General features: G+C 44.3%; 3 protein-coding genes. All 3 read left to right on the plus strand.

Annotated features, from left to right (window positions below; translation table 11 throughout):
- Nucleotides 1-147 precede the first annotated feature (147 nt).
- Genes PGR91_RS13465 through PGR91_RS13475 form a run of 3 tightly spaced genes read left to right on the plus strand, consistent with a single transcriptional unit; the run spans nt 148 to nt 3,387 of the window.
- The gene (locus PGR91_RS13465; RefSeq protein WP_229099189.1) at nt 148-1,380 is read left to right on the plus strand and encodes a site-specific integrase; all 1,233 of its coding nucleotides are present in this window, start codon (nt 148-150) and stop codon (nt 1,378-1,380) included.
- Nucleotides 1,373-2,362 (plus strand): tyrosine-type recombinase/integrase, encoded by a 990-nt coding sequence (locus PGR91_RS13470; RefSeq protein WP_158639707.1) that lies wholly within the window; start codon nt 1,373-1,375, stop codon nt 2,360-2,362. Before PGR91_RS13465 ends, PGR91_RS13470 begins: the two co-directional genes overlap by 8 nt.
- The gene (locus PGR91_RS13475; protein WP_101690410.1) at nt 2,359-3,387 is read left to right on the plus strand and encodes a tyrosine-type recombinase/integrase; all 1,029 of its coding nucleotides are present in this window, start codon (nt 2,359-2,361) and stop codon (nt 3,385-3,387) included. The genes PGR91_RS13470 and PGR91_RS13475 overlap by 4 nt, the downstream gene beginning before the upstream one ends.
- Nucleotides 3,388-3,491: the final 104 nt, after the last annotated feature.

The raw sequence follows: 3,491 nt of genomic DNA on the forward strand, positions 1-3,491 counted from the left end.
ACACTATTATCCCAATTAGTGACTTATCACAAGTTGATATTTTTGTTGAAGTATAAAATATTAAAAAACAATACTTTACAACGTCACTTTTGATAATGTGCTCCCGATAATATTTTTATCTTGTGTCGTAACCAAATTATATTTGATATGGCACAAGAAAAATTACTTCAAGACCTCGTTGACCAATGCAAGGCATTGATGAACGAAGCTGGTTACAGTGCGAGAACACTGGCCACTTACAATGAACTGTGGGAATGGCATCTGAAACCTTTCATGCAGCAGAAAAGAATTACGATGTATACCTCTGAAGTCGGTTTTGATTTCTTAAACTCCCTGCCGGGAGACAAGCTCACACTAACCAATCGCTGGAGACGTGTTATCACTATCCTTGACACAGTCCTTCAGGATGGCAAAATCGGGCGAATTAAACCGCAATGGGTATCGTTCGACATGCCTGGCGAAATTGGAGAAATTGCCAAGTCGTTTTTGGCTAAAAAGAAATCACAGTTGGTTAGTAGCATAACTGTTCAAGTTTATAACCGTATGCTGGGTCGCCTCATATCTTTCCTGAGTATAAAAGAGGTTACAAGCCTTTCCAAGATGTCGGAACCCCTGCTTCTTGAGTTCCTCTCATCATCACAGTCAAACCCATCACAGAGAGTGATGGTCGTCCGTGGCTTTTGCCAATATCTTGTTCAAGAGGGTTTGGTTCCTGCTCATTACGGAAGTCTGGTTCAAGGCTATCGTTTCCCAATTCGAGAAAAGCTACCGTCGGTATATACACCGGAAGAGGTACAATTGATAGAGAAGGCTATAAACCGTAACAAGGTCGGTGGGAAACGTCTATATGCCATGTTTCTTCTTGCGGCAAGACTTGCACTTCGCATCTCCGATATCATACGCCTAAAATTGAAAAACATAGACTGGGATAGGAATATCGTCCGCATCGAGCAGTTCAAAACCGGAAAAGTCGTGGAACTTCCTCTGCTTGTGGAAGTTGGCAACGCAATAATAGATTATCTGCGCAGCGAAAGGCCGGTATGCAATGACGAGCATGTGTTCATCTCACTTAAACCTCCGTTTCAGCGCGTCTCCAAGGACACGGTCAATACAGGTTTCAGAAAAGCGTTCAGCGATGCCGGCATAAACGCCGGGCGACGTCATCATGGTATCCATGCCATGCGTCATTCACTCGCTTCGGAACTTCTGAGTTCACAAGTCCCGCTGCCGACAATCTCCGGAATACTCGGGCATACAAGCCAGACATCAACAATGAACTACCTGCGCGTGGACATAGAGGCAATGAAATGCTGCTTGTTGCCGGTACCGCCCGTGCCGGATGAATTCTACAATCAGAAAGGAGGCATCTTGTATGAATAATACGATAATCTTCAAAAGCTCTTTTGCCCGGGTAATCAATGAATACCTGCGCATAAGACAGAGCCAAGGTGTCAACATCGCCCATGAGCTGACAATAATGAAAGAGCTGGATCAAATAATGGCCAGACATGGAAAACCTGTGGAACGGATTACCCGCGAGCTTATCGAGGAATGGCAGAGTATGCAATTTAATGAATCTGATCGCACAAAATACGCAAAGGCTTGTCAAATGATTAGATTTTGTACCTACCTGTGCCACATTGGAATCGACTCATACATTATGCCGAAGCCCAAACGGCCGGCCAATTCTTTTGTACCAAGAATCTTCTCCAAAGAAGAAATTGCAAAAATTTTCAGCATTGCCGATGCTACAACTCTACCAAAACCCATGTTCAACAGTTGCCTTATATCAATGCCTGCTTTGATTCGTTTTCTGTATTACGCAGGTTGTCGAGTCGGAGAGACAATCTCGATTAACAACGAGGATGTCGATATGGTCAAAGGCATGGTTCTTTTGCGTAATACCAAGAACAGAAAGAACCGGTTGATACCTTTGAATGACAACATGAAATCCATCTTCTCCCAATACCTATGGTATCGCGCCAGATTGAAGGCCGATGGCCTTGACATTCCATCAGGTCCGTTCTTTGTCAAGGCAGACGGCACAAGAATCTCCGCCAACTCTGCATACAACAGGTTCAAGGAAATTCTGGAGAAATGCGGAATATCTCACCTTGGCCACAATCAGGGACCTCGCCTGCATGATATCCGCCACACCTTCGCTGTACACTCGCTTCAGCATATGGTCGAATCCGGCCTTGACATTTATACTGCTCTTCCGATATTGTCGGTGCTTCTCGGACACTCCAGTGTATATGCTACGGAAAATTATGTCAGACTCACCATCCAGTTATTCCCTGACATTGTAACAAAAAACGGAGATGCCGTGAAGTCAATCTTCCCAAACATTGATACGCCATGAAAATAGAAACAGACTTTGGTAAATATGTCACGCTGTTCTTCACACAATATCTTGTTGGAGAACGCGGTGTCAGTCCCCACACGTTGAGAAGCTATAGCGACACGTTTAATCTTTTCTACGATTTTATGTCATTGGTGCGTTCAGTTCCAGCCCACAAAGTAAGGCTTAAAGATGTGACTCATCAGACAATCAAGGACTTCCTTTTTTGGTTGGAAAAAGAAAAGAATAACCTTGTGTCAACACGGAACATACGATTGGCCGCCATTAAGTCGTTCTCCTGCTTTATGCAGTACTATGATACGATGCACGTGGGCCAGTGGCAGGCAATACTTGCGATTAAACAAAAGAAAATCGACCGCGATGCATTCTCGTACCTAACTACGGAGGGCATGGCACTGTTGCTCTCGCAAATCCCGACAGATACGAGGGATGGCAGGCGGCATCTCGCCATACTCGCTTTTCTCTATGACTCAGGTGCAAGAGCAAGCGAATTGGTGAACCTTAAACCAAGCGACATCTTCTTTGAAATTCCGGCACATGCGACCCTCTTTGGCAAAGGGCGGAAACGACGCATCGTTCCGTTGCAGGACAAACTGTGCGCCATTGTCAAAAAGTATATGGAAGATTGGGATTTAGACACTGCTGACACATCCAACCGACCGCTCTTCATGAACAAAAACGGTCGAAAATTGACAACAACTGGTCTGGCATATATCATCTCACTTTACGCATCTCCTGCGAGAGTGTTGCGTCCTGACCTGATACCCGGAAAGTTGTCGCCACACTCATTCCGTCACTCAAAGGCTATGCATCTTCTCCAATCCGGCGTGAACATAATCTATGTCAGAGACATTCTTGGGCATGTTTCCATGAAAACTACTGAAATATATGCACGGGCAGATTCTAAGCAAAAGCGTGAAGCTCTGGAAAACGCATATCAGGATTTAATCCCCAAAGCATCCACGGATGGGGTATGGGAAAGCGACCAAGAACTCAAAAAATGGTTGAGAAGTCTTGGTAGATAAAAATATTATCCAAAGTCGTTTTACAAAGTTGGGTGTTGTACCAATTGATAATCAACACTATTTGTATGCGACTTTGGATAATAATCTAATTGGGATAATAGTGG

The sequence above is a fragment of the Candidatus Alistipes pullistercoris genome, from assembly GCF_027665465.1.
Lineage (GTDB): Bacteria > Bacteroidota > Bacteroidia > Bacteroidales > Rikenellaceae > Alistipes_A > Alistipes_A hominis.

What these genes read in the sequence shown, in the direction of transcription:
- PGR91_RS13465 (WP_229099189.1), top strand. Translation starts at nt 148, where the DNA reads ATGGCACAAGAAAAATTACTTCAAGACCTCGTTGACCAATGCAAGGCA.
- PGR91_RS13470 (WP_158639707.1), top strand. Translation starts at nt 1,373, where the DNA reads ATGAATAATACGATAATCTTCAAAAGCTCTTTTGCCCGGGTAATCAAT.
- PGR91_RS13475 (WP_101690410.1), top strand. Translation starts at nt 2,359, where the DNA reads ATGAAAATAGAAACAGACTTTGGTAAATATGTCACGCTGTTCTTCACA.